21 protein-coding genes and 1 pseudogene are annotated in these 25434 nt (G+C 59.6%); 8 read left to right on the forward strand and 14 right to left on the reverse strand.

Annotated elements, in window-relative coordinates; all coding sequences use genetic code 11:
- Positions 1-5: 5 nt before the first annotated feature.
- From ACA056_RS13510 to ACA056_RS13540, 7 genes are all read right to left on the reverse strand, one after another.
- The gene (locus ACA056_RS13510; RefSeq protein ID WP_497273347.1) at positions 6-1658 is read right to left on the reverse strand and encodes a BatD family protein; all 1653 of its coding nucleotides are present in this window, start codon (positions 1656-1658) and stop codon (positions 6-8) included.
- Entirely contained in the window at positions 1655-3394 is a 1740-nt protein-coding gene (locus ACA056_RS13515; RefSeq protein WP_497273348.1) for a tetratricopeptide repeat protein, read from the reverse strand. The genes ACA056_RS13510 and ACA056_RS13515 overlap by 4 nt, the downstream gene beginning before the upstream one ends.
- Entirely contained in the window at positions 3391-4467 is a 1077-nt protein-coding gene (locus tag ACA056_RS13520) for a vWA domain-containing protein (RefSeq protein ID WP_497273349.1), read from the reverse strand. Before ACA056_RS13520 ends, ACA056_RS13515 begins: the two co-directional genes overlap by 4 nt.
- Positions 4460-4954 carry a DUF4381 domain-containing protein gene (locus ACA056_RS13525; RefSeq protein WP_497273350.1) on the reverse strand — a complete coding sequence of 165 codons (495 nt, stop codon included), beginning with the start codon at positions 4952-4954 and terminating at the stop codon, positions 4460-4462. Before ACA056_RS13525 ends, ACA056_RS13520 begins: the two co-directional genes overlap by 8 nt.
- Positions 4951-5895: a DUF58 domain-containing protein gene (locus ACA056_RS13530; protein WP_497273351.1), complete on the reverse strand. Its 945-nt coding sequence runs from the start codon at positions 5893-5895 to the stop codon at positions 4951-4953. The genes ACA056_RS13525 and ACA056_RS13530 overlap by 4 nt, the downstream gene beginning before the upstream one ends.
- Before the next feature lie 5 nt (positions 5896-5900).
- On the reverse strand, positions 5901-6860 hold the full coding sequence (locus ACA056_RS13535) for an AAA family ATPase (RefSeq protein ID WP_008150800.1): 960 nt from the start codon (positions 6858-6860) through the stop codon (positions 5901-5903).
- A 295-nt stretch (positions 6861-7155) separates the two neighbouring features.
- The gene (locus tag ACA056_RS13540; protein WP_497273352.1) at positions 7156-7509 is read right to left on the reverse strand and encodes a hypothetical protein; all 354 of its coding nucleotides are present in this window, start codon (positions 7507-7509) and stop codon (positions 7156-7158) included.
- A gap of 503 nt (positions 7510-8012) precedes the next feature.
- Between ACA056_RS13540 and ACA056_RS13545 the strand changes: the two genes are divergently transcribed.
- Positions 8013-12920, forward strand: coding sequence for an NAD-glutamate dehydrogenase (locus ACA056_RS13545; RefSeq protein WP_497273353.1), 4908 nt, complete (start codon positions 8013-8015; stop codon positions 12918-12920).
- A gap of 202 nt (positions 12921-13122) precedes the next feature.
- Here ACA056_RS13545 and ACA056_RS13550 read toward each other — a convergent pair whose 3' ends face one another.
- Both ACA056_RS13550 and ACA056_RS13555 read right to left on the reverse strand, forming a co-directional pair.
- A complete protein-coding gene (locus ACA056_RS13550; protein ID WP_497273354.1) occupies positions 13123-13827 on the reverse strand; it encodes an ATPase in 705 nt (234 codons plus the stop codon).
- 228 nt (positions 13828-14055) lie between these two features.
- Positions 14056-14472, reverse strand: a complete 417-nt coding sequence (locus ACA056_RS13555) for a cupin domain-containing protein (RefSeq protein ID WP_497273355.1) — start codon at positions 14470-14472, stop codon at positions 14056-14058.
- A gap of 149 nt (positions 14473-14621) precedes the next feature.
- On the opposite strand from ACA056_RS13555, the gene tnpB reads away from it, so the two are divergent.
- Positions 14622-14981, forward strand: coding sequence for an IS66 family insertion sequence element accessory protein TnpB (gene tnpB / locus ACA056_RS13560; RefSeq protein ID WP_049285761.1), 360 nt, complete (start codon positions 14622-14624; stop codon positions 14979-14981).
- Positions 14982-14999: 18 nt separating this feature from the next.
- Positions 15000-16544, forward strand: coding sequence for an IS66 family transposase (gene tnpC / locus ACA056_RS13565; RefSeq protein ID WP_497273356.1), 1545 nt, complete (start codon positions 15000-15002; stop codon positions 16542-16544).
- 628 nt (positions 16545-17172) lie between these two features.
- On the opposite strand, the gene ACA056_RS13570 is transcribed toward tnpC, so the two are convergent.
- Positions 17173-17466 (reverse strand): putative quinol monooxygenase, encoded by a 294-nt coding sequence (locus tag ACA056_RS13570; RefSeq protein ID WP_008150809.1) that lies wholly within the window; start codon positions 17464-17466, stop codon positions 17173-17175.
- 123 nt (positions 17467-17589) lie between these two features.
- Positions 17590-19023, reverse strand: a complete 1434-nt coding sequence (pdxR, locus tag ACA056_RS13575; RefSeq protein ID WP_497273357.1) for a MocR-like pyridoxine biosynthesis transcription factor PdxR — start codon at positions 19021-19023, stop codon at positions 17590-17592.
- Positions 19024-19230: 207 nt separating this feature from the next.
- Between pdxR and ACA056_RS13580 the strand changes: the two genes are divergently transcribed.
- From ACA056_RS13580 to ACA056_RS13590, 3 genes are all read left to right on the forward strand, one after another.
- Positions 19231-19671: a carboxymuconolactone decarboxylase family protein gene (locus ACA056_RS13580; RefSeq protein WP_497273358.1), complete on the forward strand. Its 441-nt coding sequence runs from the start codon at positions 19231-19233 to the stop codon at positions 19669-19671.
- Between the two features lie 87 nt (positions 19672-19758).
- On the forward strand, positions 19759-20751 hold the full coding sequence (locus ACA056_RS13585; RefSeq protein ID WP_497273359.1) for a LysR family transcriptional regulator: 993 nt from the start codon (positions 19759-19761) through the stop codon (positions 20749-20751).
- 37 nt (positions 20752-20788) lie between these two features.
- On the forward strand, positions 20789-21310 hold the full coding sequence (locus ACA056_RS13590) for a GNAT family N-acetyltransferase (protein ID WP_497273360.1): 522 nt from the start codon (positions 20789-20791) through the stop codon (positions 21308-21310).
- 1 nt (position 21311) lies between these two features.
- On the opposite strand, the gene ACA056_RS13595 is transcribed toward ACA056_RS13590, so the two are convergent.
- On the reverse strand, positions 21312-22004 hold the full coding sequence (locus ACA056_RS13595; protein WP_497273361.1) for an aspartate/glutamate racemase family protein: 693 nt from the start codon (positions 22002-22004) through the stop codon (positions 21312-21314).
- 78 nt (positions 22005-22082) lie between these two features.
- Between ACA056_RS13595 and ACA056_RS13600 the strand changes: the two genes are divergently transcribed.
- The gene (locus ACA056_RS13600; RefSeq protein WP_497273362.1) at positions 22083-22859 is read left to right on the forward strand and encodes a helix-turn-helix domain-containing protein; all 777 of its coding nucleotides are present in this window, start codon (positions 22083-22085) and stop codon (positions 22857-22859) included.
- 69 nt (positions 22860-22928) lie between these two features.
- A complete protein-coding gene (locus ACA056_RS13605) occupies positions 22929-23423 on the forward strand; it encodes a hypothetical protein (RefSeq protein ID WP_033054692.1) in 495 nt (164 codons plus the stop codon).
- A gap of 192 nt (positions 23424-23615) precedes the next feature.
- Here the strand turns inward: ACA056_RS13605 and ACA056_RS13610 are convergent, their stop codons facing one another.
- The gene (locus tag ACA056_RS13610) at positions 23616-23837 is read right to left on the reverse strand and encodes a cbb3-type cytochrome c oxidase subunit 3 (protein WP_497273363.1); all 222 of its coding nucleotides are present in this window, start codon (positions 23835-23837) and stop codon (positions 23616-23618) included.
- Positions 23838-23852: 15 nt separating this feature from the next.
- Positions 23853-25281, reverse strand: a pseudogene (ccoN, locus tag ACA056_RS13615) (cytochrome-c oxidase, cbb3-type subunit I).
- Between the last annotated feature and the right edge of the window lie 153 nt (positions 25282-25434).

A 25434-nucleotide genomic window follows, 5' to 3' on the forward strand; every position in this document is an offset into this window, starting at 1 on the left:
GACCGTTACTTCGGATAAAGCGGTGGCAGACCACTGTCGCCAACCGGGTCCTGAACCCGCTCGGCAATCGGAATCGCCTTGATCGCACGCCACAGATCTTCACCTTGCCAATGCTGGCCGGTTTCGCTGTAGAGCGCGCCGTTCAGGCCGTCGAGGGCGTCGGACAATGGCACAAAACGCGCCGCCATATCGGCCAGGGTTTCCGGTTGTTGCCGGGCCCAGGCGTCGAGGGCCTGGCGGGTGGCGTGGGTATCGTTGGCCTGACAGGCGCGCTTGAGATCGTCGAGCACGGTGCGCGGGCTCGGGCCGGTCTGCGCCGCGCGCAGGATCGCCGGTTGCCAGCGGGCGCGCCACCAGAGACCGAAGCCCAGCAGGGTGGTGCAGGCCAGGATCAGGCTGCTGAGTTTCCACCACCAGAGGGCTTCGTTGTCGGCCGCGGAAAAGACTTGAGGCGTGCCGGCCGGGGTGTCGACCATCAGGCTCGGATTGTTCGCCACTGGCAGGGTTCGGGCCGGCAGGCTGCTGTGATCGAGGTGATCCTCGAAGGTGTTCCACCAGATCACTTCAACCGCTGGCAACTCGATTGCGCCGGTACGCGTTGGCACCAGGGCTTCACGGTCTTCGCGACTGCCGATCAAGCCTCGTTCGCTGTGCTGGTTGCCTAGCACCGGTTGATCCGGGTAGCGCCGTAAGCCGTTGACGTCGGTGGCGGGCAGCGGTGGCAATTGCGAACTGTCCAGCCCTTCAGCCTTCACCGTCAGGCTGCGGGTCAACGAATCGCCCACCTGCGCATGATCCGGTTCCGGGTTCCAGCTTTCGCTCAGGCTGAGGCTGCGGGCGGGCAGCCATGGCACGTCGGCCGGATAGGTGGCGGGTTTGGCCTTGACCGTCAGCAGAATCTCGGCGGAGCTGACCCGCATCAATTTGCCGGATTTCGGTGCCTGCGCGGCGGAGTCCTGTGCGGGCTGTGCGTCCACCAGTGCGGCATTGAATATTTGCGGCGGAATGATCAACTCACCGCTGTGTTGCGGGTAGATCGCGTAGCGCATCTCGATCACGCCGTGGCGCAGGCCATTGATATCTTTCTCATAGGTGCGCGCCTCGCCCAGTTGCTCGATGCGCACATCGGGGATTTGTAAAGGGGGCAGGCTGCTGTCGTCGTACAGCGACACCGAATGGTAGATGCGCAAGGTCAGGATCGCCTGGGCTTGTACGTACACGCTGTTTTGATCGAGGCTGGCGTCGATGAACACCGGGTCCCGTTTGGTCGGGGTGTCCTGGGTTTCGGTTTCGACCACTTGCACGGTGATTGGCTGGCTCTGCACGTCACCCAGTTGCAGTGACGGAATCACCACGCTGCCATTCTGCCGAGGCAGCAGGGTGATGATCCAGCGGGTGGTCGCACGGTTGTCGCCGTTCAGGGTGGTCAACTGGTTGACTTGACGGGTGCCACGCACTTCGAACAGCGGCTCCAGCGGTGCCAGATCAGGCTTGCCAAACTGCGTCACGTCGTTGGTTTCCAGGGTCAGTTCAATCGTTTCGCCGCTGTTCAGGCGACTGCGATCCACACTGGCGACCAGCCCGGCTGCCTGTGCCTGAACAGTGCAGAGCAACAGGGCGGACAGCAGTGCGAGCAAGAGAGTGGTGAAGCGGGTCATCGAGTTTTTCCCTGATCCTGATGTTGTTGCTGTTCGTACCAGAATTTGCGTCTGAGCAATTCACCCGGATCATCCGGGATCTTGCGCAGCCATTGCTCCAGCGCCTGGCGCTGTTCACCATCGATGCTGTCACTGGCCGGGCGCATCGGTGGTCGGGTGCTGTCTTCATCCCCCAGCTCGCTGCCCGGGACTTCATTGGTGCCAGGTTTCGACGGGGTTTTGTTCTGTTGGTCGGAGTCCGTCGTGGCTTGTTGGCCGTCGGTTTTCGGTTCGCCACTATCCGACGGTTGCGTGGCCGCGCCCGGCGGCGGTTCTTGCGTGGGGGGCTCGGTCTCATTGCCGGCGTTTTTGTCCGGTGCAACGGGCGGTGGAGTGTTTTTCTGCTTGAGCAGACTTTCCACCAGCGCTTTGTTGGTCAGGGCCGGGCGCAAATCCGGTTGACGCTCCAGCGCCTGTTCGTAGGCATCCAGCGCGGCTTCCAGCTCACCGCTTTTGGCCAGGGCGTTGCCACGATTGTAGTGGGCGTGGGCGTCGCTGCCTTCGGCGAACCGCTGGGCGGCGCCGCTGTAGTCGCCGGCCTCGTAGAGCGCCACGCCTTGCCATTGGCGATCTTCGAAATGCTGCGCAGCCTCGGCCGGGCGCTTCTGCTTCAGCAAGATCAGACCCTGTTGGTCGGGTCGCAGCCACAAATCGTTGAAGTCGAAGGCATAACTCGGTTGTGGCAGCAGCAAGAGCAGTGGCAGGCAGAACAGCCAGCCGCGACGACCGGCGCACGCCGCCAGCAGCAACAACGGCAACAACAGCCAGTAACCCTGATCGGCCCATGTATCGAGGCGCAGGGTCTGGCCGTCGTCGCGCAGCGTGCGTGGTCCCTCGAGCAAGCCGAGTGCGCGCAAGTCGGCATCGTCCAGGCGCGCGTGGCGATAGCTTCCGTTCAGGTCGTTGGCAAAGGCTTTCAGGCTTGGTTCGTCCAGATGTGGCACCAGAATCGCGCCTTGGTCATCCTTCAGAAAACTGCCGTCCTCCTGGGTGATCGGCGCGCCTTCGGCAGTGCCGATACCGAGCATCAGAAATTGTGTCGACTTGCCGTCCAGCGCCTGCTGAATCCCCTGGCGTTCCAGTTCGGTCAAGGTCGAACCGATCAGCAGGATCCGCCCGTCACCGAGGGCGCCCTGCTCCAGCAGGGCAAGGGCCTTGGTCACCGCCAGATCGGCGCGATGCCCTGCTTGGGGCATCAGTGAAGGTTTTAGGGCATCCAATAGATTGCGGCTGGTCGACAGGTCATCCGACAGTGGCACCAGCGTGTGAGCGCTGCCGGCGTAGACGACGATCGCGGTCTGGGCGTCGCTGCGGTTCTCCAGCAGGTCGAACAGCTTGCGCCGGGCCTGTTCCAGCCGGTTGGGTGGTACGTCGGTGGCGAGCATTTCCGGGGTCAGCTCAAGGACCACGACCAGCGGGTCGGCGGGTTTCTGGCTGGCTTGTTCGACACGTTCCCAGCTCGGTCCGAGCAGCGCCAGAACGGTCAGAACCCAGGCACATCCAAGGATGACCCACGGCAATTTGCTGTCGCGACCGTTGCCACCACTGAGCAACGCTGCATGGAAGGCCGGTGGCAGAATCATCTGCCAGCGCCCGGCGCGTTTCTGCCGATGCCAGAGTTGCCAGAGCAACCAGCCGAGCAATGGCAACAACAGCAACCACCAGGGGCGGAACAAGTACGGCCAGAGTGCACTCATCGGCGCCTCCGCAGACGCAGGCGTTTAAGCCGCTGGCGCCAGTCGGGCAGTTGCGTTTGCAGAAGATCCTTGGTGAACAGTCGCCGCAACGGGTTATCCGGCCAGCGCTCGCGAACCACCAGCAGCATGCTCAACAGCAACGCAAGCGCCAAAGGCCAGTGGTACAACGCCTGTGCCGGGCGAGCCTGAGTCGGTTGCTGGGTCACCGGTTCCAGTTTGTCGAGGGTGTCCTTGATCGCTTGCAGTTCCTTGTCATTGTGGGCGCGAAAATACTGACCGCCCGTGGCTTCGGCGATCGCCATCAAGGAGGGTTCGTCGAGGTCGAGGCTCGGGTTGACCCCCAGGAAACCCAAAGTGCCGCTTTGCTCCGGATCGGCGCCGATACCGATCGGGTAGATTTTCACGCCTTCGCTGGCTGCCAGTCGTGCAGCCGTGAGCGGGTCGATTTGGCCACCGTTGTTGGCGCCATCAGTGACCAGAATCAGTACGCGATTTTGTGCCGGGCGTTGGCGCAGGCGTTTGAGGGCCAGGCCGATGGCATCGCCGATGGCGGTGTTCTTGCCGGCGATGCCGATCCGCGCTTCGTCGAGCCACACGCGCACCGTGTGCCGGTCGAACGTCAGCGGTGCTTGCAGATAGGCCTGGCTGCCGAACAGGATCAGGCCGACGCGATCGCCGTCGCGACTTTCAAGGAAGTCACCGAGCAAGTGCTGAACCAGTGTGAGTCGACTGACTTCTTCGTCCTGCCACTGCATGTCTGGGAAATCCATCGAGCCGGACACGTCGACCGCTACCAGCAGATCGCGACCGCTGGCGGCGATGGGCAGCGGTTCACCAAGCCATTGCGGGCGCGCCGCGGCAATCAGTAACAACAGCCACAGCAAAATGAACGGTGCCTGTTGGCGCCAGGCCGGCAGGTTGGCCCGGGCGCGGCGGCGGACCAGGCCTTCGAGGTCGCCGAGGAAGCTGACTTTGAGCGCCGGCTCGCCACTGTCGGCGACAGGCAGCACGACGCGCATCAGCCAGGGCAGCGGTAGCAGCGCAAAGATCCACGGCCAGGCGAACTCAAACATGTTTACGAATCCAGGTGTCGACCGCTTGAGTCAGGCCGGCGATGGCCTTGTCGTCGAGTTTGCATTCGGGTTTGTAGGCGCCTTCGACCAGCACCATCCATCGGGTCAGGCCGGCGGCCGGGCAGCGATTGTCAAGGAATGCCAGCCATTTGCGCCCATTGAGGGTATGGCTCTGGCTGTAGGGGTAGTGATTGCGGCACAGGCGTTTGAGCAAACCGTTGAGTTGCTGCAACCAGGCCCCGGCCGGAGCGCCGTCGTAGGGTTTGGGCATCCGCGCGAGTTCTGCCAGCGCGGCGAGGCGCACCGGGTCCAGCGGCTGTTCGGCGCGCACGATCGGGCGTTTGTTCGGAAGAAAGCCCCTTGCCTTCCACAGACCGAAACCGATGAGCGGCAGTAACACCAGCAACAGCCACCAGCCCGGTGCCGGTGGCCAGAATTCGATCGGTGGCGGGGAGATCAGCGGTTGCAGTTGATCGAGGCTGCTCATCGGCCTTTCCCCGGTTTCTGCGGGTTCAGGTACTCGCGCAATTGTTCAACCATCTCGCTCTGGGTGCTCAGGGGCATCAGCAATACCCGCAGCTTCTGCGCCAGTAATTCCCAGTGAGCGATGCGCGCTTCGGCCTGGGCGCGATAGGTCTGGCGCAGCTCGAAATTCAGGGTGTCGAGTTCCAGTTGCGCACCGCGTTCGGCGAAGCGTAAAAGCCCGGCGGCGGGCAGGGCGTGATCCAGCGGATCGGATACCGGCAGCAGCAATAGATCGCAATGCCGCGACAACAGGCTCAGCTGTTGTTCGGCGCCCTCGGTCAGGGTGCGTTCGTCGCAGATCACGATCACCAGGCTGCCGGGACGCAGGACTTCCCGGGCACGGCGCAGGGCAATGTTGAAGGCGTCCCGGTCCGGCTCGTTTTCCGTGTGCAGCGACTGATTGACCCGCACCAGACGGTTGAGCAACTGCAGCAGGCTCTGTTTGCTGCGTCGTGGCTTGATTTCATAGTGTTCGTTGTTGCCGAACACCAGCCCGCCGACGCGATCGTTATGACCCAGTGCGGCCCAGCCGATCAGGCTCGCGGCCTGGGCGGCGAGCACCGATTTGAACATCAGCCCTGAGCCGAAAAACAACCGGCGACTTTGCTCGACCATGATGAAAATCGGCCGCTCGCGCTCTTCATGGAACAGCTTGGTATGGGGTTCCTGGGTGCGGGCGGTGACGCGCCAGTCGATGCTTCGCACGTCATCGCCGGCCTGATAGACCCGCACCTGATCGAAGTCCACCCCGCGCCCGCGCAGTTTGGAGTGGTGCAAGCCGATCAGCGGGCTGCGCTGGCTCGGTGTGGAAAACAGTTGCACTTCACGCACGCGATGGCGCATCTCGATCAGCTCGGCGAGGCTGACACGGATGCCCGGCTCGGGCGGCAGGAGGGCGTTCATAGGGGTCAAGCGACGGCTACGACGTCGAGAATCCGCTGGACCACCCGGTCCTGGTCGATGCCCGCAGCTTCGGCTTCAAAGGAAAGAATGATGCGGTGGCGCAGTACGTCGAACAGTACGGCTTGAATGTCTTCCGGGCTGACGAAGTCGCGACCGGCCAGCCAGGCGTGGGCCCGGGCGCATCGGTCGAGGGCAATCGAACCGCGCGGGCTGGCGCCATAGGCGATCCACTCAGCCATCTCCGGGTCGAACTTGGCCGGGGTGCGTGTGGCCATGACCAGTTGCACCAGGTATTCCTCCACGGCGTCGGCCATGTACAAACCGAGGATTTCCTTGCGCGCGGCAAAAATCGCCTGCTGGCTGACCCGGCGCTCGGGCTTGGTTTCTCCGTTCAGCGCTTCGCCACGGGCCTGTTGCAGGATCCGACGTTCAACGGCGGCGTCCGGGAAGCCGATTTTCACGTGCATCAGGAACCGGTCAAGCTGCGCTTCGGGCAGTGGATAGGTGCCTTCCTGCTCGATCGGGTTTTGCGTGGCCATCACCAGGAACAGCGGCGACAGCTCGTACGTGCTGCGTCCGACGCTGACCTGGCGCTCGCCCATGGCTTCGAGCAGGGCGGATTGAACCTTGGCCGGGGCACGGTTGATTTCGTCCGCCAGCACCAGGTTGTGGAAGATCGGGCCTTGCTGGAACACGAAACTGCCGGTTTCCGGGCGATAGATTTCCGTACCAGTGATGTCGGCCGGCAACAGGTCGGGGGTGAACTGGATGCGATGGAACTGTGCTTCGATGCCTTCGGCAAGTTCTTTGATGGCCTTGGTCTTGGCCAGGCCCGGAGCGCCCTCGACCAGCATGTGGCCGTCGGCAAGCAAGGCGATGAGCAAGCGCTCGATGAGTTTTTCCTGGCCGAGAATCTGCGTTGAAAGAAAGGTTCGCAGCGCTAGCAGCGCTTCACGATGTTCCATCGATGACTGTTCCTGGAAAGGGTGACCGAAGACGTTCGAATAACGCCAGGGCTGGGGGCGTTACTTTAATCTATCGCGGGGGGCGGCGACTAACGGCATTTTGTGCAAAGTGCAGGAATTGATTGGCGAGATTGTTTGAATTTTGTAGGACTCAAAGGGTGGTGGTGTTCTTTCGGGCCTCATCGCGAGCAAGCTCGCTCCCACAGGTGACCGAGTTGTTTCAAGAAAATGCGATCAAATGTGGGAGCGAGCTTGCTCGCGATGGGGCCAGTTCAGACACTCGAGAATCCGAGGCTTAGAGCTGGCTGATATAGGTACCAGTGCCTTTGAGGATGTTTTGCAGTGTTTCTTCCACTTCCGGCAGATCGCTCGCATCAGTGCTGTGAATGATTTCCAGCGAATCATCACCATTCAGCGCATCGGCGTCAGCGGCTGCGATTTCGATCAGCAGGCGGGTAGGGCTGAGGGTGACTTTTACGCCGTCCAGCGTCGAAGGCTCGCCGTCGAGGGTGATGTCCAGCGCGTCCTCGTCCGGGTAGCGGGTCATCAGGAACATATCGCCCTGATCGCTGTGGCAGCAGAGCATGGCCATGTTGTCTTCTTCGTCGTCGCACGGGTTGACGATCAAGAGGGCGGTGGTCATTTGCATGGGGAATTCCTGGCTCGACGAGCGTTGTGAAGACGAACAAAGGGCGATTCTGCCAGCAGACGGGAATTTCTGCTCGCCTGAGTGTCAGAGGATGTGTCGTGAACATCCGGGGTGTTGCTGGTCATTTCTGGTACGGATGTGCCGCAAAACCGGGCTTAAACCCCCCGTTTTGCCGTGCGGCTGCTAGTGTTGTTCGATGCACAAGGCGCAAGCTGCGTACCGATGACCGAATATGTCGCAGCGCTGCAAGCACGGGGCTTGCCGCACTGGTTAAGCTGCGCAACGGATGAGCACCTGTAAAGGCATTGCGCTGCACCTTGCCCAGTCGTTTTTGCAGATGCCCATTCATGGAAGGTGAATGTGACCTGAGTGTCTCGTCCAGCTTCACCCACCTGTCATCCTGTTTCCTCTGCCCGAGAATCAGGAACAGGGTGACGGATCACCCCGAAAGGGGTTTGCACGCGACGCTTCCATCAATAACAAGCCCAAGCGGAGTACCACAGATGGCGTTCTTCACCGCAGCCAGCAAAGCCGACTTCCAGCACCAACTGCAAGCGGCACTGGCCCAGCACATCAGTGAACAGGCACTGCCACAAGTGGCGCTGTTCGCGGAACAATTTTTCGGCATCATTTCCCTGGACGAGCTGACCCAGCGTCGGTTGTCCGACCTCGCCGGCTGCACCCTTTCTGCGTGGCGCCTGCTTGAGCGCTTCGATCACGCGCAACCGCAAGTGCGCGTTTACAACCCCGATTACGAACGCCACGGCTGGCAGTCGACCCACACCGCGGTCGAAGTGCTGCACCACGACCTGCCATTTCTGGTGGACTCGGTACGCACCGAGCTGAACCGTCGCGGCTACAGCATCCACACCCTGCAAACCACTGTGCTGAGCGTGCGTCGCGGCAGCAAGGGCGAGCTGCTGGAAATCCTGCCGAAAGGCACCCAGGGCGACGATGTACTGCAAGAGTCGTTGATGTACCTGGAAATCGACCGTTGCGCCAACTCGGCCGAACTGAATGTCCTGAGCAAGGAATTGGAACAGGTTCTCGGTGAAGTCCGCGTCGCGGTCGCCGATTTCGAGCCTATGAAAGCCAAGGTCCAGGAAATCCTCACCGGCCTGGACAACAGCCAGTTCGCTGTCGATTCTGAAGAAAAAGCCGAAATCAAAAGCTTCCTGGAATGGCTGGTGGGCAACCACTTCACCTTCCTCGGCTATGAAGAGTTCGTGGTTCGCGATGAAGCCGATGGCGGCCACATTGTCTACGACCAGGATTCCTTCCTCGGTCTGACCAAATTGCTGCGCACCGGCCTGACCTACGATGACCTGCGCATCGAAGACTACGCCGTGAACTACCTGCGCGAACCGACCCTGCTGTCGTTCGCCAAGGCTGCGCACCCAAGCCGTGTGCACCGTCCGGCTTACCCGGATTACGTGTCGATCCGTGAAATCGACGCCGACGGCAACGTCATCAAGGAATGCCGTTTCATGGGCCTGTACACCTCCTCGGTGTATGGCGAGAGCGTGCGGGTCATCCCGTACATCCGCCGCAAGGTCGAAGAAATCGAACGCCGTTCCGGCTTCCAGGCCAAGGCTCACTTGGGCAAGGAACTGGCGCAGGTAGTTGAAGTACTGCCGCGCGACGATCTGTTCCAGACCCCAGTGGATGAGCTGTTCAGCACCGTGATGTCGATCGTGCAGATCCAGGAACGCAACAAGATTCGCGTATTCCTGCGTAAAGACCCGTACGGTCGTTTCTGCTACTGCCTGGCCTACGTGCCGCGCGACATCTACTCCACCGAAGTGCGCCAGAAGATCCAGCAAGTGCTGATGGATCGCCTGAAAGCCTCCGACTGCGAGTTCTGGACCTTCTTCTCCGAATCCGTGCTAGCCCGCGTGCAGTTGATCCTGCGCGTCGATCCGAAAAACCGCCTGGACATCGACCCGGTTCTGCTGGAAAAAGAAGTGGTACAGGCTTGCCGCAGCTGGCAGGACGACTACGCCAGCCTGACGGTTGAAAGTTTCGGTGAGGCAAGCGGCACCAACGTGTTGGCCGATTTCCCGAAAGGCTTCCCGGCCGGTTACCGCGAGCGTTTCGCCGCGCATTCGGCTGTGGTCGACATGCAGCACCTGCTGAGCCTGAAAGAATCCAATCCGCTAGTGATGAGCTTCTATCAGCCACTGGGTCAGGTCTCCGGTCAGCGCGAGCTGCACTGCAAGCTGTATCACGCTGATACCCCGCTGGCGTTGTCCGACGTATTGCCGATCCTGGAAAACCTCGGCCTGCGCGTGCTGGGTGAATTCCCGTATCGCCTGCGTCACAACAGTGGCCGCGAGTTCTGGATTCACGACTTCGCGTTCACCGCTGCCGAAGGCCTGGAACTCGACATCCAGCAACTCAACGACACTTTGCAGGACGCTTTCGTCCACATCGTGCGCGGCGATGCCGAGAACGATGCGTTCAACCGCCTGGTGCTGACCGCCGGCCTGCCATGGCGCGATGTCGCGCTGCTGCGTGCCTACGCCCGTTACATGAAGCAGATTCGCCTGGGCTTCGACCTGGGTTACATCGCCAGCACCCTGAACAACCACACCGACATCGCTCGCGAGTTGACCCGGTTGTTCAAAACCCGTTTCTACCTGGCGCGCAAGCTGACCAGCGACGATCTGGAAGACAAGCAGCAACGCCTGGAACACGCGATTCTGAGCGCACTGGACGACGTCCAGGTGTTGAACGAAGACCGTATCCTGCGTCGCTACCTGGACCTGATCAAGGCCACCCTGCGGACCAACTTCTACCAGACCGATTCCCACGGTCAGAACAAGTCCTACTTCAGCTTCAAGTTCAACCCGCACCAGATTCCAGAGCTGCCGAAGCCAGTACCGAAGTTCGAAATCTTCGTGTACTCGCCTCGCGTCGAAGGCGTGCACCTGCGCTTCGGCAACGTTGCTCGCGGTGGTCTGCGCTGGTCTGATCGTGAAGAAGACTACCGCACTGAAGTCCTAGGCCTGGTAAAAGCCCAGCAAGTGAAGAACTCGGTCATCGTGCCGGTTGGCGCGAAGGGCGGCTTCCTCCCGCGTCGCCTGCCACTGGGTGGCGGTCGAGACGAGATCGCGGCCGAGGGCATCGCCTGCTACCGCATCTTCATCTCGGGCCTGTTGGACATCACCGACAACCTGAAAGACGGCGCGCTGGTACCGCCGGCCAACGTCGTGCGTCATGACGACGATGACCCGTACCTGGTGGTGGCAGCGGACAAGGGCACTGCAACCTTCTCCGACATCGCCAACGGTATCGCCATCGACTACGGCTTCTGGCTCGGCGATGCGTTCGCATCGGGCGGCTCGGCCGGTTACGACCACAAGAAAATGGGCATCACCGCCAAGGGCGCGTGGGTTGGCGTTCAACGTCACTTCCGCGAACGCGGCATCAATGTTCAGGAAGACAACATCACTGTGGTCGGCGTCGGCGACATGGCCGGTGACGTGTTCGGTAACGGCTTGTTGATGTCCGACAAGCTGCAACTGGTCGCAGCGTTCAACCACCTGCACATCTTCATCGACCCGAACCCGGAGCCGGCCAACAGCTTCGCCGAGCGTCAGCGCCTGTTCGATCTGCCGCGTTCGGCCTGGTCGGACTACGACACCAGCATCATGTCCGAAGGCGGCGGGATCTTCTCCCGTAGCGCGAAAAGCATCGCGATTTCTCCGCAGATGAAAGAGCGCTTCGACATTCAGGCTGACAAGTTGACCCCGACCGAACTGCTGAACGCCTTGCTCAAGGCACCGGTGGATCTGTTGTGGAACGGCGGTATCGGTACGTACGTCAAAGCCAGCAGCGAAAGCCACGCCGATGTCGGCGACAAGGCCAACGATGCACTGCGCGTGAACGGCAACGAACTGCGCTGCAAAGTCGTGGGCGAGGGCGGTAACCTCGGGATGACCCAGCTGGGTCGTGTCGAATTTGGCCTCAATGGCGGCGGTTCCAACACCGACTTCATCGACAACGCCGGTGGTGTGGACTGCTCCGACCACGAAGTGAACATCAAGATTCTGCTGAACGAAGTGGTTCATGCCGGCGACATGACCGACAAGCAACGTAACCAGTTGCTGGCGAGCATGACCGACGAAGTCGGCAACCTGGTTTTGGGCAACAACTACAAGCAGACTCAGGCACTGTCTCTGGCAGCACGCCGTGCCTTCGTGCGGATTGCCGAATACAAGCGTCTGATGAACGATCTGGAAGGCCGCGGCAAGCTGGATCGCGCCATCGAGTTCCTGCCGGCTGAAGAAGCGATCAACGAGCGCCTCGCGGAAGGCCATGGCCTGACCCGTGCCGAGCTGTCGGTGCTGATCTCTTACAGCAAGATTGACCTCAAGGAAGCGCTGCTCAATTCACAGGTACCGGACGACGATTACCTGACTCGCGACATGGAAACCGCTTTCCCGCCGACCCTGGTGAGCAAGTTCTCCGATGCCATGCGCCGTCACCGTCTGAAGCGCGAAATCGTCAGCACCCAGATCGCCAACGATCTGGTCAACCACATGGGCATTACCTTCGTTCAGCGACTCAAAGAGTCGACCGGCATGAGCCCGGCGAACGTGGCCGGTGCTTACGTGATCGTGCGTGACATCTTCCACCTCCCGCACTGGTTCCGTCAGATCGAAGCCCTGGATTATCAGGTATCGGCCGACGTACAACTGGAGCTGATGGATGAGCTGATGCGTCTGGGCCGTCGCGCTACGCGCTGGTTCCTGCGCAGCCGTCGCAACGAGCAGAATGCTGCTCGTGACGTCGCGCACTTCGGTCCACATCTGGCAGCGCTGGGCCTCAAGCTCGACGAACTGCTGGAAGGCCCGACCCGCGAAGGCTGGCAGACCCGTTATCAGGCGTACGTTGCGGCTGGCGTTCCTGAGTTGCTGGCACGCATGGTTGCAGGCACCACTCACCTGTACACCTTGCTGCCGATCATCGAAGCGTCCGACGTGACCGGTCAAAACGCAGCCGACGTGGCGAAGGCTTACTTCGCTGTCGGCAGCGCGCTGGACATCACCTGGTACCTGCAACAGATCAGCGCTCTGCCGGTTGAAAACAACTGGCAGGCCCTGGCCCGTGAAGCGTTCCGCGATGACGTCGACTGGCAGCAACGTGCGATCACCATCTCCGTCCTGCAACAGGGCAACGGCACTCAGGACGTGGAAACCCGTCTGGAGCTGTGGATGGAAGAGCACGAAGGCATGATCGAACGCTGGCGCGCCATGCTGGTAGAAATCCGTGCCGCCAGCGGCACTGATTACGCCATGTATGCGGTGGCCAACCGTGAGTTGCTGGATCTGGCGTTGAGCGGTCAAGCGGTAGTACCTACCACTGCCGCTGCTACTGCCAGCGCTGAGTTGGAGCCGGCTGCCTGATCAGGCGCTGAATGAAGAAGCCCCGCAATGAGAGTTGCGGGGCTTTTTTTTGCCTGAATGTTTTGTACCGTCTGGTCGGGCTCCATCGTCGGAATGCCGCCCAGACCAAGCTCGGCTCCCACAGGTTTTGTGTCGTGTGCATGTTATGTGTTCAACACAAAACCTGTGGGAACCGAGCTTGCTCGCGATGGGGCCATTCGCCTTAATACAACTTCTGACCTGTTGTGTTATCGATCATCGACACTTTATCTGTCGGTCTGGTCAATAAATTACTGAGCGACTGGTTAAACTTTTGCAAGGCCCTGACTTGCACATTCTGTTGTTCGTTTATATCGGCAACTATCTCTTCGCTGCGTTTATAGTCCGCCCATAACGGACTCAGTTCTTTAGCGTCATGACCTTGCGCAGTGCCGATGTAATTGAAGTTCGAATCGTAGAAGTCCGCGCTGACATCGGCCTTGATATCCGAACTGCGCGATGTCATCAGTTGACTGCGCGTGTCGATGATGGCGACCACGTCCGGTTTAGCGGCCCTGAGACTTTGCATGTCGGGGTACACGGTCACCGAGCCAAACTGACGTTGCAAGGACGCCTTGACCCAGTCCACCGCAAGGTCCGGTTTGGAGGTGGCGACGTAGGCGTCGTGAATCGACTGCACCAGCAGGCTCTGGCCGAAACCGGTGCCGGCGTTGGCCTGGTAATCCTGAAGGTAGGCGCGGTTGGTCTGAGTGCTGCGGCTGTAGACGATGCCCAGGGAAACGTTGTTGCCATTGGTGACATGCGTGGCGCTGCTGCGGCCCACCGGCTCGGTAAAGACGCCGTCGAGCGAAGAAACTGCCTTGGGTGCAGTGGGTATTGAGCAGCCCGTTAAAAGAATCGTCAAGGTGCTGACAAGTGCAAGTTTCATGGTGTTTCTCCCGTGAAACAACTTGAGTCGGAAAGTTAATAGGCCGGAAACAGTCGGCGGAGATTCCAGACTAAACCTGTCGTCACTGAATGAAATGGCCAATCACCGCACTTGTCAGGTAACTACTAGTTTTGTTTGGTTTAAAAGCCCCCGGTTAATTGCGCCGGGAAATAAACAGGCCCGAATTGTTAATTTGGGCCTGTTTATTTATGGCTGACGCAACAGCTATCAGTTTTCCAAAGGGATCAATACTTTTTCGTCGGGCGCTAACACCATAAACACCAACAGTTTGGCGGGTTTGGTGGTACTGGCATTTTTCGAGACCAAATGCTCCGAACCGGCCGGTTCGTACCAGTATTCACCGGCCTTGTAAGTGATCGCCTTCTCACCTTTGACCTGGGAGATGATTTCTCCCGAAATGACGTAAGCCATGGCCGTGCCCTCGTGCTTGTGGGCGATGGACGATTGGCCGGGTAGATAGTCGACCTCGATCATCAGCGCCTTTTTATTGGGCACGTTTTTCAACATCTGGTCCTGCAACACGGTGACCTTTTCCGAAGGCGCGGCTTCGTGGGCGAATGCCCCGGCGGAAACGGTCAGGGCGAGGGCGGTGAGGGGGGCCGCACAGTAGCGTAAGGCGTTCATGGATTATCACCTGCTGTGGTTAGTTGTCAGGGACCACAGTAAGTCTCGGCCAAGGCCAATCAAACGTAAGCGCTCCATGAACCCCACATTCAAAGCGCTTAGCTGATGCCGGATGCTGTGCTCCCGATTCTCTCAGGAGCCAGCTCGTCATGATGCGACCCGACGCCAAAGTTGAAAAAGTTTATCTCTACCCCAAGCCCGTGGACTTCAGAAAGTCCATTGATGGCCTCGCTGCGCTGGTCGAGCTGGACATAAAAGTGGCGGTGTTCGATCCCGTGCTCTTCGTTTTTCTCAACAAGCCCCGTAACCGCGTGAAGATTTTGTACTGGGAGCGCAACGGCTTCTGCCTTTGGCTTAAGCGCTTGGAGTCCGAGCGATTCAAAACATCGCCTGATCTCAGCGATGAAGTGATCGTTCTGACCGTCCAGGAACTGAACTGGCTGCTCGACGGTTTTGACCTGTGGCGCAACCGTCCTCACCAGGTTTTGACTCCACGCTACGTAGCCTGACCCGGTATAATCCGGGCCATGATTTCTCTGCCCGACGATCTTCCTGATGACCCCGTTTTGCTCAAGCAGATGCTGCTTGAGGCACTCAATCGCCAGGAAGAAGTTGCCCAGGCTTATCAGGCTCACATCGTCGACCTGAAAGGACAGATCAAGCTGTTGCGCCACCGCTTGTTCGGGCGTAAGTCCGAGCAGACAGCGCAGCCCAATACGCCGCAACTTGCACTGTTCAATGAGCCTGAAAGCGAGCCGATGCCATTGATCGGCGATGCCGAAGAGGAAGTCGTTTCCCCGGGGCCGCGCCGAGGAAAACGTAAGGCATTGTCGGCTGAGCTGCCGCGTGTCGAGGTCATCCACGAACTGCCCGAGCACGAACTGACCTGTGCCTGCGGTTGCCGCAAGCACGTGATCAGCGAAGAAATCAGCGAACAGCTGGATATCGTGCCGATGCAGATCCGTGTCATCAAACATATCCGCAAGGTTTACGGTTGCCGTGGCTGCGAAACGGCACCGGTCACCGCCGACAAACCGGCTCAACTGATCGAAAAGAGCATGGCCAGCCCAAGCGTTCTGGCCATGTTGCTGACCACCAAGTACGTCGATGGCTTGCCGCTGCATCGTTTCGAGACGGTGTTAAGTCGACACGGTATCGATATACCAAGGCAAACACTGGCGCGCTGGGTGATGCAGTGCAGCGAACACTTTCAGCCACTGCTGAACTTAATGCGCGACCGATTACTGGAAAGCCCGGTGATCCACTGCGATGAAACCCGTGTTCAAGTATTGAAAGAGCCAGGTCGAGACCCTACCAGCCAATCCTGGATGTGGGTACAAGCCAGCGGCCCGCCAGATCGCAAAGTCGTGTTGTTCGAGTACACGTCCAGCCGTGCGCAGGAGGTTCCGTTGCGTCTGCTGGAAAGTTATCGCGGCTATGTTATGACCGATGATTACGCGGGCTATAACGCCTTGGCGTTGCAACCGGGGGTTGAACGGCTGGCCTGCATGGCCCATGCGCGCCGCAAGTTTGTCGAGGCTCAGAAAGTGCAGCCGAAGGGCAAGACGGGACGTGCCGATATCGCCCTAAAAATGATCAACAAGCTGTATGGCATCGAGCGCGAGCTCAAGGACGGCGATGATGAACAGCGTTTAATCGGCCGTCAGCAAAAGAGCGTACCGATCCTGGCTCAGTTGAAAAGCTGGTTGGAGAAAACGCAGCCCCAAGTCACGCCACAAAGTGTGCTGGGTAAGGCCATTAATTATCTGGCCAGCAACTGGAGCCGGCTGGAGCGTTATGTAGAAGCCGGTTTTTTACCTATCGACAACAATGCGGCCGAAAGGGCGATAAAACCGTTCGTTATCGGTCGTAAGGCGTGGCTGTTCAGCGACACGCCCAAAGGCGCTACCGCCAGTGCTCAGATATACAGTCTGGTGGAGACCGCCAAGGTCAACGGCCAAGAGCCTTATACGTGGCTACGCCACGTACTGGAGCAGTTACCACATGCGCAGTCGGTGGCGGACTATGAAGCACTGCTGCCGTGGAACTGTTCGCCAGAGATACGACGTTAAGCCTGACCCTATCGTGGGTGGTTGGATCGTACGCTATCGAGACCTTTCGATATCCTTTGCTGTACCGACAAATCCACCCAACACGTAATAGACTCGGTACGTTTTTTGGGCCTCCAAAGCCCTGTAAAAACGGAAAATCCTACCCCCGGTACAAAAATAGTCCTACCCCCGGTACAGGTCCAAAATGGCTCACATGAGCACAGATAGGGCGTACTTCTCCATTTTCGTGGCATTTATGTGGCATTTGAATGGCATTTAAATACCACAGAAATAGGGCCCATCTTTTGTACCACCTGAAATACCTGGCCTTGGCATTTTTGTGCCACTGAAATAACCAAACTTTGGCATTTTTGTGCCACTAAAATAGCCAAACATTGGCATTCTTATGCCAGCAAAATAGTAAGTGAGCTATTTATGTGCCACAGGTAGAGAAATATGGGGCACCGCGTCTGGGACAGGTGGTGACTTTGAATGTGGGGTTCATGGAGCGCTTACAATCAAACAGCCAATTCTCGTGAAGGTGAGGGGACCAATCATGCGCGTTGAAAAAACTAGATCGCCGCCTCCAGCCACTCCTGCAGGGGTACCCATAGCCCTGTAGGAGTGGTCGAAGGCGGCGACCTAATTTTTAAACGATAGGAAAACTGTTGAAGTCGACGCTGTTGGCCAGACGGCTGTCGATCAGGCCGATAAAGCCTTGTACTTCAGGGCAGTTGAAATGCATCTGCATGGCCGCTTCCGATTGCCAGCGGGCGCTGACCGTCCAGCGGTTGTCGTCCTCGGGGCAGCGGTCGACCATATAGGAATCACAGCCCGGTAGTTCGCGCAGGGTGTCGACAATCTTTTGCAGTTGCTTACCCAGTTCGTCCGAGCGGCCGGCGGCGGCCTGCACCTTAACGGTATTGATCACTTCGTTGGACATTGCTCACACTCCTGAATCAGGCCGGACGAATCCTGCTCATTGAGAGATAACGCTTATGCAGGATAGGCCTGCATCCCCGGACCACCAATAGCCAATCACGGGATAAAAACACAGACCAATCCGTCAGGCGACTTGCTGCAAAATGTCCCGCAGACGGTCCAAGGCGATGTCGATGTCGAGGGTTTCAATGACGCCAAAACCGAGGAAAAGCCCGGCCTGCGGCGCTTGCTGATAAAAAAAGCTGTCGATGGGATACACCCCGACTTCGACTTTTTTGGCCAGTTCGATCACCAATGGAATATCGATAGGCACTTTGCACATAACCACCATGTGGAACCCGGCGGTGGTCGGGACCGCCTCGAGCCACGGTGACAGATCGCTGGCCATGCGCTCGAGGATCCGCTCACGACGCCCGGCATAGATCGTATGGCAGCGCCGGATGTGCTTGAGCAGACAGCCTTCGGCGATGAACTTGGCCAGCGCCCATTGGGGCAGGGTGGACGTGTGCAGATCGGTGAGCTGCTTGGCGCGAATGACCGCTTCGAGTATTGCTGGCGGCAGGATCGCATAACCCAGGCGCAGCTCCGGTAGCAGGGTTTTCGAAAAGGTCCCGACGTAGGCGACGATGCCGCGTTCGTCCATGCTTTGCAGCGAGTCGGTAGGCCGGCCCTCGTAGCGGAATTCGCTGTCGTAATCGTCCTCGATGATGATCGCGCCCAACTCATGGGCTCGCTCCAGCAGCGCCACCCGGCGCGCCTGACTCATCGGCATGCCGAGCGGGAACTGGTGGGATGGCGTGACGTAAATCAGGCGGGTGCCAAGGGGAATTTTGTCCACCTGAATACCTTCGGCATCCACCGGGACGCCGATCACCGTGGCGCCGTGGGTACCGAACAACAGGCGTGCGGGCGGATAGCCGGGGTCTTCCATGGCGACAAGGCTGCCGGGGCGCGTTAGCACCCGGGAAATCAGGTCCAGTGCCTGTTGCGCGCCGTTACACACCACCACGTCTTCGTCCTGGCAATTGACCCCGCGAGAAAACGCGATGTGCCGGGCGATCGCGTTGCGCAGTGCCGGCAGGCCTTCGGGCAAGCTATAGAAACCCTTGGACGCGGCGATCTGGCGCAAGGCGTGAGCGGTGCAGCGCCGCCAGTCATCCTGGGGAAACTGGCCCTTGCTGGTGGCGCCGCCGATGAAGTCGTAGCGCAACGAACCTTCCAGCGTCGGATGGCGCAGGAACACCGGCAGGTTGCACCAGGACTCGATGACCTCGGCACTGGCCAACTCCGAATGGCTTTGTTTACGAGTGATTTTCGCCGGTCGGGCGTTGACGTAGGTGCCTTTGCCTATGACTCCGGTGAGGAAGTTTTCGTAGGTCAGTTGCGTGTAGGTGTCGGAAATGGTCTTGCGCGAAATGCCCAGTTGTTCTGCCAGCAAACGACTGGGCGGTAGCTGCGTTCCGGCTGCCAGGCGACCGGATTCGATGGCGCTGCGCAGTTGGTTGTACAACTGGCCTGCCAGGTCCTTGCGGCCGTTGATGACAACGTGAAGTTCCATACCGGCGAGGCTCCTGGGGCGATTGAGGCGCGTGTGCGTCGGGCCAGATTACCCGCATGAGCGCCTGCGCAAAAGTTGCGTGGGCGAAAAACCTCCGATTGGTCTGGTGCCTGAGTGGTCCACGGGTATTTCGCAGAATTGGATCTGTAACGCCTGCGTATCAACGCCTACCTTGGGGGGCACACATTCGATCCACGAGGTCACTCCATGAACGCCCGCCTGGATTACTACAGTGCATCGCCCAAAGCGATGAAAGCGATGATTGCCATGGAGGCGTTGACCAGCAACCTCAGTATCGAGCCGACCTTGCTGCACTTGATCAAGATCCGTGCCTCGCAACTCAATGGCTGCGCCTTCTGCACCGACATGCACTCGGTGGATGCCCGGCGACTCGGCGAGACTGACCGTCGTTTGTATTCGATCGTGGTCTGGCGCGACAGCGGCTTCTTCAATGCGCGAGAGCGTGCGGCGCTAGCCTGGACCGAAGCCGTCACCTTGCTCTCTGAGAGCCATGTGCCGGACGAGGTCTACGCGCAGGCCCGGGAGCAGTTCAACGAAGGCGAGATGGTCGACCTGACCATCGCCGTCACCACCATCAATAGCTGGAATCGCCTCGCGGTGAGTTTTCGACAAACCCCCGGAGGCTGAATCGATTTTCTGCCCCGAGCGTCACATCAGGTTCATAAACCCTGCGCAGGATGAGGCTATCAAGGACAGATCGACAGGGAGTCAGCGATGCCATTTATGGAAACCACAGATCGTCAGCAAGTTGCCCAGTACCGCTCACCCGTAGAAAAAACCGCATCCTGGCGCACACTGGCGGCAGCGATCGATCCGGTACTGGCGCAGTCTTTTCGGGTCAGTGCCCGTTGCGGCTGTTTCATGCAGGCGGCCCGCAGTCTCAATATCAAGGCCACCCAGCTGCGCAAACAATTGGCGCAGCTTGAAGCGCAACTGCAGTGTTCGCTATTCAGCCACTCAGAGAATGGCGTTGCCCTCAGTCGTGACGGATTGCAGCTGCAATCGCAGTTGATTGCCCTGGCCCATGAGCGCGACTTGCCGGTGATCGAACAGCCTTTGATTCGCCTGGCCGTCGCCGAATCGATCCTGCATGACATTCTCGGTCGCGATCTGGTTGCCTTGTTGCGGCGCAACGCCAGCGTGCGCCTGGACATCATCACCCTGGACAGCGAACTGTCCCTGCAAGCGGTCAGTGCCGATGTGGTGCTGTGGCTGGCCGGCACCGAGTCACCGCTGCCCGGCCCGAGTTTTGCTGTCAGCGAGCCTCGGCGTCTGGCACGGCTCGACTACCTGCCCCACATCGCCAAACGGTATTCACGGGTCGCGTCCCGCCCTGAAAGCCTCGATGACCTGGCGGATTTCCTGCTGGTGCAATGGCAGCATGACCGTCAGGTCGACTGTTTCCGGCCGTGGAATACCCTTGTGGACCAGCGCCTGGCCGGGGTGGTGCAGTTACATTCCTATGAGCTGATGCTGGAGATGATCCGTTGCAGTGCCTGCATTGGCCTGCTGCCCCGATACATCAGCCGCTTCGACCGAGGCCTTATTGAGTTGCCGGGGTTGTTCAGTCAACCGATGCAGCGTCAGGTGTGGATGTCGGTCAATGCAGAGTCCGAGGGGCAAGCGCAGGTGCAAATGATCGTTGAGCTGATCCAGAACACCTTCAATGAACGGCGGGAGTGGTTCGAACAACCTTCGGCGGTATAGAGTGGGCGGCCATGTCTGCATCAAGGATGAATCACCCATGCCCGCCACTGACGCTGTCATTTCCCTCGAACGTTTCAACGAATCCCACATTGACGGCATTACCGCGCTCTACAACAACCCGGCCATTACCCGTCAGGTGCTGCAAATGCCATTTCAGTCCCCCGAAGTCTGGCGCAAACGCCTGGAGTCGGACAACGAGCGTGTGGTGCAGCTGGTGGCGCTGCATCAAGGGACGGTCATCGGCAATATTGGCCTGGAGCAGTTTTCGCGGATCCGCCGCAGCCATGCCGGCAATCTCGGCATGGGCGTCGCGGTGGCCTGGCAGGGCAAGGGCGTCGGCTCGAAGCTGTTGGCGGCGGCGCTGGACATCGCCGACAACTGGATGAACCTGCAACGGCTCGAGCTTTCGGTGTACGCCGACAATGAAGCCGCCATCGGGCTGTATCGCAAGTTCGGCTTCGACACCGAAGGGCTGTTTCGCGACTACGCCGTGCGTGATGGCGTGCTGGTGGATGCCTTGAGCATGGCGCGCCTGCGTCGCATGCCCAAGGCCGGTTGAGTCACTCGCCCAACGCGAACGCCACCGCCGCCTGCGCATGCAGTTCGGTGGTGTCGAGCAAGGGCAGGGCGCTGTGCTCGGGTTTGATCAGCAGGCCGATTTCCGTGCAACCGAGGATGATCGCCTGGGCGCCACGTCGGGTCAGTGATTCGATGACCTGCTGATACACCTTGCGTGACGCCTCGCTGATCACCCCGACACACAACTCGTCATAGATGATCCGGTGGACGGCCTGACGTTCATCGGCCTCCGGCACCAACACGGTCAGCCCCATCGAAGTCAGGCGTTCCTTGAGGAAGTCCTGCTCCATGGTGAACGCGGTGCCGAGCAATCCAATCTTCAGCGCGCCAGCCTCGACGGCAGCCTGACCGGCCGGATCGGCGATGTGCAGAAACGGAATACTGATCGCTGCCTGAATCTGCCCGGCCACTTTGTGCATGGTGTTGGTGCAAAGCACCACGCAATCCGCGCCACCCACCTGCAGCCGTTGCGCCGCGTCCACCAGAATAGCCGCGGCATCGTCCCAGCGCCCGGCATGCTGGGCCTGTTCGACAGGGCCAAAGTCGACGCTGTACATTAGCAATTTCGCCGAGCGCAACGGCCCGAGCCGGTCGCGCACCTGCTGATTGATGAGACGGTAATACTCGGCGCTGGACTCCCAGCTCATGCCGCCGATAAGGCCGATGGTGCGCATGTCGTGCTCCTGTTGATAGCAACCCTTTGCGAGAGAGTGTCCAGTGGATCCCGGTTTCGATCTATCAGGAAATTTCATATGCCTGATGCAATGAATCAGCGCTTGTTCGGCGGCAAAATCTGCCTGCAGCTTTTGCCTCGTGCGGCATACAGCGCGCGTGACGCGGCACAGTCGCAAACGCTCGGGGTAACGCTGGAGCGTCAGCAAGGCGTGCACGCCATCGATTCCGACCGTCGGGTGGATTTTGATACCTTGCCCGGCGTTTTGGCTTATACACCGATCGGAGTCGAGGTGTTTTCCGAGTCCGCCACCGGCGGTGAATACCTGCTGATGCGCCTGGACCAACAGTTTGCCAGTGAGCAGTTACCCTGCGTCACCCACCGCTTGCAGTCTTCAGGCAATCGGCGCGCGCTGACCCTTGCACGAGAGTTGCGACGTCTGTTGCTCGCCCCACAGCCCGATCTACTGGCGTTTGAGCAATGTGCCCTGGATCTCGTTGACTTGACCCACCTGAAAATCGAAACAACACACCGGATCACGCCCACGTCCTTCACCCAAGTGCTGGATCAGATCGCAGAGCAGTTCCACGAACCCCTGACCCTGGAACAATTGGCCGCCACCTACGGGCAAAACGAGCTGCGCTTTCTGCGCGATTTCACTCGGGCGATCGGCCTGACACCTCACGCTTACCTCGTTGAAGTGCGGCTTCATGCGGCACGCCGGATGATCGAACACACTGACCTGTCCCTGGCCGACATCGCCCTGGACGCGGGGTTCGCCCATCAGTCCCATATGGGCAGTGCCTTTCGCAAATACCTGGCCATGACCCCCAGCCAATACCGTTCACGCTTTTAGTCGTACGCCGGCAGCGCGCATCTGCCATGCTCAAAGTCCGCAGCACCGCTTCAACAAAGGAACACCGCAATGGACGACGTACAGCAACTGGGTGAGATGCTTCGCCATTACGCAGAAAGCGAAGCGCACAAGAAGCAGCTGTTCGAGTCGCAGTCGGCCGTGTGGGCGACACGCATTGGTGAACTGTTCGATCAGATCCAGCAATGGCTGGAACCGGTCCAGGCGCCGAATCTGCTGGAGGTGAGCCGCGAGGCCTATGTGGCCTCGGGACCGAGCGTTCCGGTCGAGACATCGACCTTCAAGACCGAGAAACTGACGATTGTGATTGCCGGTAAACCGGTGGAGTTTGTGCCGGATGTGATGGGTGCCGGTGGGCAGATTTCACTGGCCGTGATGGGCCTGACAGCGGCGCGGTACGGCAGCATTTCGCTGGTGTGCCTGCCGCCGTCCAGTAGCTGGCAATGGCGCAAGACCAATGGCTTGAAAGACCCGGATACCTTTGCCTTTGATGCGAACTTTTTGGCGCAGCAGTTGCAGAGCCTGATTCCCCGCGAGCGCAGCTAAAGTCAAGAACCACCCCTCACCCCAACCCTCTCCCCAGAGGGGAGAGGGTGAAAGGGGGCAGATCTCCATCGTTTTCAGAACCTGAGTTCAACTCGATATTTCAGGTCGATGTATCTCGAAAGATACCTCGGTCAGTCCCCTCTACCCCTTGGGGAGAGGGCTAGGGTGAGGGGTGGCCTTAGCTGACCCCCCTCAAACCTCCAAATTTCCACACCCCGGTTTCGCCTCTTCAGGCGCAACGGCTTTCACACTCTTCCCCGTCGCCAATTCCACCCGCCGCGCCACCTCCGGGTCATCGGCAAACGGAATCAAACTGGCTTCATCCAGACTCTCCGCCGTCTGGTGTTTCAGGCAGTATTCAACCGCCAGCCAAAGTCCCGTCACGCCCAGCACATTCAGCACGACCTCAATCATCTCAAGCTCCTTGCCTCAGGCAATCTGCGCTTCGCGGTGGGCCATTTCGACGTCCGAAACCCGCACCGTACGCCAGACGTTGTAAGCCATCAGCAACATGCCGCTGAGGAAGAACACTCCGCCGGCGAAGCGCACCACGAACCCTGGATGGCTGGCCTGCAAGGCTTCGACGAAGGAGTAGGTCAGCGTGCCGTCGTCGTTGATCGCCCGCCACATCAGGCCCTGGGGTGATGCCGTTGACCCACATCGAGGCGATGTGCAGCACGGTGCCGATGGTCGCCAGCCAGAAGTGCAGGTTGATCAGCGGCGTGCTGTACATTTGCTCGCGACCGAAGACTTTCGGGATCATGTGGTACAGCGAGCCGAAGGTAATCATCGCTACCCAACCCAAAGCGCCGGCGTGGACGTGGCCGATGGTCCAGTCGGTGTAGTGGGAGAGGGCGTTGACCGTCTTGATCGCCATCATCGGTCCTTCGAAGGTCGACATCCCGTAGAAGGCCAGGGACAACACCAAAAAACGCAGGATCGGGTCGGTGCGTAATTTATGCCAGGCACCCGAGAGCGTCATCATGCCGTTGATCATCCCGCCCCAACTCGGTGCCAGCAGGATCAGCGACATCGCCATGCCGAGCGACTGCGCCCAGTCCGGTAGCGCGGTGTAATGCAAGTGGTGCGGGCCGGCCCAGATGTACAAGGTAATCAGCGCCCAGAAATGTACGATCGACAGCCGATAGGAATACACCGGCCGCCCGACCTGTTTCGGCACGAAGTAATACATCATCCCCAGGAACCCGGTGGTCAGGAAGAAACCCACCGCGTTGTGCCCGTACCACCACTGCACCATGGCGTCGGTCGCCCCGGAATACACCGGATAGGACTTGAACCAGTCCACCGGAATCGCCAGGTGATTGACCACGTGCAGCATGGCGATCACCACGATGAACGCGCCGAAGAACCAGTTGCCGACGTAGATGTGTTTGGTCTTGCGCTGCACCACGGTGGTGAAAAACACGATGGCGTAAGCGACCCAGACCACCGTCATCCACACCGCGCCGGAGAATTCGATCTCGGCGTATTCCTTGGTGGTGGTGTAGCCCAGCGGCAGGGTGATCAGCATCACCACGATCACCGACTGCCAGCCCCAAAAGGTGAATGCGGCGAGCTTGTCCGAAAACAGCCGCACCTGGCAGGTACGCTGTACCGCGTAGTAACTGGCGGCAAATTGCGCGCTGCCGGCGAAGCCGAAAATCACCAGGCTGGTGTGCAGCGGGCGCAAGCGGCCGAACGTGGTCCACGGCAGGTCGAGGTTCATCTGCGGCCACACCAGTTGCGAGGCGATCCACACCCCCATCGCCATCCCCACGACACCCCAAACCACGGTTGCCACGACGAATTGGCGGACGACCTTGTAGTTATAGGCCTGTCCGATTGTTGCTGTGCTCATGGTCAATGCTTCCACGGTTGCAAAGTCTTGCCAGGCCACCCGGACTGGCATGTCGTCCACTGTAGAAACCCTGCCGGAAACAAAACAGACTCAAAAAAACCGAGTTTATGCGGATCAGATAAAGCGAACGCCTGCGGTGATCAGCCGCAGCCT

This window comes from Pseudomonas sp. LBUM1666 (genome assembly GCF_059695775.1).

What these genes read in the sequence shown, in the direction of transcription:
- ACA056_RS13510 (WP_497273347.1), bottom strand. Translation starts at nt 1,658, where the DNA reads ATGACCCGCTTCACCACTCTCTTGCTCGCACTGCTGTCCGCCCTGTTG.
- ACA056_RS13515 (WP_497273348.1), bottom strand. Translation starts at nt 3,394, where the DNA reads ATGAGTGCACTCTGGCCGTACTTGTTCCGCCCCTGGTGGTTGCTGTTG.
- ACA056_RS13520 (WP_497273349.1), bottom strand. Translation starts at nt 4,467, where the DNA reads ATGTTTGAGTTCGCCTGGCCGTGGATCTTTGCGCTGCTACCGCTGCCC.
- ACA056_RS13525 (WP_497273350.1), bottom strand. Translation starts at nt 4,954, where the DNA reads ATGAGCAGCCTCGATCAACTGCAACCGCTGATCTCCCCGCCACCGATC.
- ACA056_RS13530 (WP_497273351.1), bottom strand. Translation starts at nt 5,895, where the DNA reads ATGAACGCCCTCCTGCCGCCCGAGCCGGGCATCCGTGTCAGCCTCGCC.
- ACA056_RS13535 (WP_008150800.1), bottom strand. Translation starts at nt 6,860, where the DNA reads ATGGAACATCGTGAAGCGCTGCTAGCGCTGCGAACCTTTCTTTCAACG.
- ACA056_RS13540 (WP_497273352.1), bottom strand. Translation starts at nt 7,509, where the DNA reads ATGCAAATGACCACCGCCCTCTTGATCGTCAACCCGTGCGACGACGAA.
- ACA056_RS13545 (WP_497273353.1), top strand. Translation starts at nt 8,013, where the DNA reads ATGGCGTTCTTCACCGCAGCCAGCAAAGCCGACTTCCAGCACCAACTG.
- ACA056_RS13550 (WP_497273354.1), bottom strand. Translation starts at nt 13,827, where the DNA reads ATGAAACTTGCACTTGTCAGCACCTTGACGATTCTTTTAACGGGCTGC.
- ACA056_RS13555 (WP_497273355.1), bottom strand. Translation starts at nt 14,472, where the DNA reads ATGAACGCCTTACGCTACTGTGCGGCCCCCCTCACCGCCCTCGCCCTG.
- tnpB (WP_049285761.1), top strand. Translation starts at nt 14,622, where the DNA reads ATGATGCGACCCGACGCCAAAGTTGAAAAAGTTTATCTCTACCCCAAG.
- tnpC (WP_497273356.1), top strand. Translation starts at nt 15,000, where the DNA reads ATGATTTCTCTGCCCGACGATCTTCCTGATGACCCCGTTTTGCTCAAG.
- ACA056_RS13570 (WP_008150809.1), bottom strand. Translation starts at nt 17,466, where the DNA reads ATGTCCAACGAAGTGATCAATACCGTTAAGGTGCAGGCCGCCGCCGGC.
- pdxR (WP_497273357.1), bottom strand. Translation starts at nt 19,023, where the DNA reads ATGGAACTTCACGTTGTCATCAACGGCCGCAAGGACCTGGCAGGCCAG.
- ACA056_RS13580 (WP_497273358.1), top strand. Translation starts at nt 19,231, where the DNA reads ATGAACGCCCGCCTGGATTACTACAGTGCATCGCCCAAAGCGATGAAA.
- ACA056_RS13585 (WP_497273359.1), top strand. Translation starts at nt 19,759, where the DNA reads ATGCCATTTATGGAAACCACAGATCGTCAGCAAGTTGCCCAGTACCGC.
- ACA056_RS13590 (WP_497273360.1), top strand. Translation starts at nt 20,789, where the DNA reads ATGCCCGCCACTGACGCTGTCATTTCCCTCGAACGTTTCAACGAATCC.
- ACA056_RS13595 (WP_497273361.1), bottom strand. Translation starts at nt 22,004, where the DNA reads ATGCGCACCATCGGCCTTATCGGCGGCATGAGCTGGGAGTCCAGCGCC.
- ACA056_RS13600 (WP_497273362.1), top strand. Translation starts at nt 22,083, where the DNA reads ATGCCTGATGCAATGAATCAGCGCTTGTTCGGCGGCAAAATCTGCCTG.
- ACA056_RS13605 (WP_033054692.1), top strand. Translation starts at nt 22,929, where the DNA reads ATGGACGACGTACAGCAACTGGGTGAGATGCTTCGCCATTACGCAGAA.
- ACA056_RS13610 (WP_497273363.1), bottom strand. Translation starts at nt 23,837, where the DNA reads ATGATTGAGGTCGTGCTGAATGTGCTGGGCGTGACGGGACTTTGGCTG.